The sequence below is a fragment of the Calidithermus terrae genome (genome assembly GCF_003574345.1).
Lineage (GTDB): Bacteria > Deinococcota > Deinococci > Deinococcales > Thermaceae > Calidithermus > Calidithermus chliarophilus.
The window spans coordinates 1-1,657 of the sequence record NZ_QXDL01000396.1 but is presented as its reverse complement, the minus strand read 5'-3'; the positions used below and the strand labels follow the sequence as shown (position 1 = coordinate 1,657).

The window sequence follows — 1,657 nt, the reverse complement described above, 5'->3', positions numbered from 1 at the left end:
CTCCCCGCCCGCGGGGAGGGGGTATCCCCCCCAGCCCCCCTTGCTAAGGGGGGGAACAAGGCGTCTGGCGTCTGGCGTCTCGCGTCTCGCGTCTTGCGTTTAGCTATCAGCTATCGGCCATCGACAACCCCGCAAGCGATCATTTCCCCACGCAGAAATTGCGGAACACCCGGTTGATGACCTCCTCCGGCACGTCCTTGCCCAGGATGCGGTTGAGGGCCTCGAGCGCGGCCTGGATGGAGAGGCCCATCAGGTCCTCGGGGGAGGCCAGCGCGTCGAGGAGGTGCTCTTTGGCCTCGCGCAGGGCCTGGGCGTGGCGCTCGTTGCTGATCCAGACCTCGCCCTCAGGGGCCTCGCCCAACAGCCGCTGGTGGATGGCCTCCAGCAGCGCGGGCATCCCCTCGCCCGTGGCGCTCGAGACCGCCAAGAAGGCGGGGTCGTGCCAGGCGGCGGGCAGGTCGGCCTTGGTGGCGAGGCGGAGGACGCGCTCTTGGGGCAGCCGGGCCAGCAGGCCGGGCGCGTCGGCGCGGGGCTGGCTCCGGTCGGCCAGGTAGAGCACCAGGTCGGCCTCCTGGGCGATGCCGAGGGCCCGTTCCACGCCGCTGCGCTCCACCGCGTCGTCGGTCTCGCGCAGCCCGGCGGTGTCCACGGCCACGATGGGCACCCCGGCGACCTCGAGCGGGGCCTCGAGGTAGTCGCGGGTGGTGCCGGGGATGGGGGTCACGATGGCCCGCTCGTAACCCAGCAGGGCGTTGAGCAGGCTCGACTTCCCGGCGTTGGGGGCCCCGACCAGGGCCAGCCGCGCCCCCTTCTGCGCGATGCGCCCCGCAGGGGCCGTGGACAGCAGGTGCTCGACCTCGCCCAGCACGCGCTCGAGCACCCCCTGGGCCTGGTGCGGCTCCACGCCCTCCTCGGGGTAGTCGAGCAGGGCCTGGATGTGCGCCAGGAGGTCGAGCAGCTCACGCGACATGCCCTCGATGCGCCCGGAGAGCTCCTTGGACAGCCCGCGCAGCGCCTGGCGCCGCGCCGCGTCCGACTCCGCCTCGACGAGCGCCAGCACCGACTCGGCCTGCGCGAGGTCCATGCGCCCGTTGAGGTAGGCCCGCAGCGTGAACTCGCCCGGCTGGGCCGGGCGGGCCCCGGCGTCCAGCAGCGCCTGCAGCACCTGCCGCAGCACCGCCGGGGAGCCGTGGGTCTGGAACTCCACCGCGTCCTGCCCGGTGTAGGAGTTGGGGGCGCGGAACACCAGCGCCAGGGCCTCGTCGAGGGTTTCGCGGGTGTCGGGGTGCAGGATCAGGCCCAGCGTGAAGCGGCCTCCCTCCAGGTGCCGCAGGTCACGCCCGCGCCAGACTTTGGCGGCGACCTCGAGCGCCCCCACCCCCGAAAGCCGCACGATGCCGACGGCCCCCTTGCCGGGCGGGGTGGCGATGGCGGCGATAGGTTCATTGAGCGATGGCAGGGCCATGGGTGACAGTTTAGAGGCTGGAGGAGGTCGATGGTCGATAGCGGATAGCCGGGCGCGGGTCGTGCGGCGTACGTCCTACGTCGTACGTCGTACGCAAAAAGCAAAACGCAAAACGCAAGACGCCTTGTCACCCCCCTTAGCAAGGGGGGCTGGGGGGGATACCCCCTCCCCGCGCGCGGGGAGGGTTGGGGC

At 72.2% G+C, this 1,657-nt stretch carries 1 protein-coding gene; it reads right to left on the bottom strand.

What is annotated here, in order from left to right; translation table 11 throughout:
* Nucleotides 1–139: 139 nt before the first annotated feature.
* Nucleotides 140–1,465 carry a tRNA uridine-5-carboxymethylaminomethyl(34) synthesis GTPase MnmE gene (gene mnmE, locus Mterra_RS21090; RefSeq protein WP_119316859.1) on the bottom strand — a complete coding sequence of 442 codons (1,326 nt, stop codon included), beginning with the start codon at nucleotides 1,463–1,465 and terminating at the stop codon, nucleotides 140–142.
* Nucleotides 1,466–1,657 lie beyond the last annotated feature (192 nt).

What these genes read in the sequence shown, in the direction of transcription:
- mnmE (WP_119316859.1), bottom strand. Translation starts at nt 1,465, where the DNA reads ATGGCCCTGCCATCGCTCAATGAACCTATCGCCGCCATCGCCACCCCG.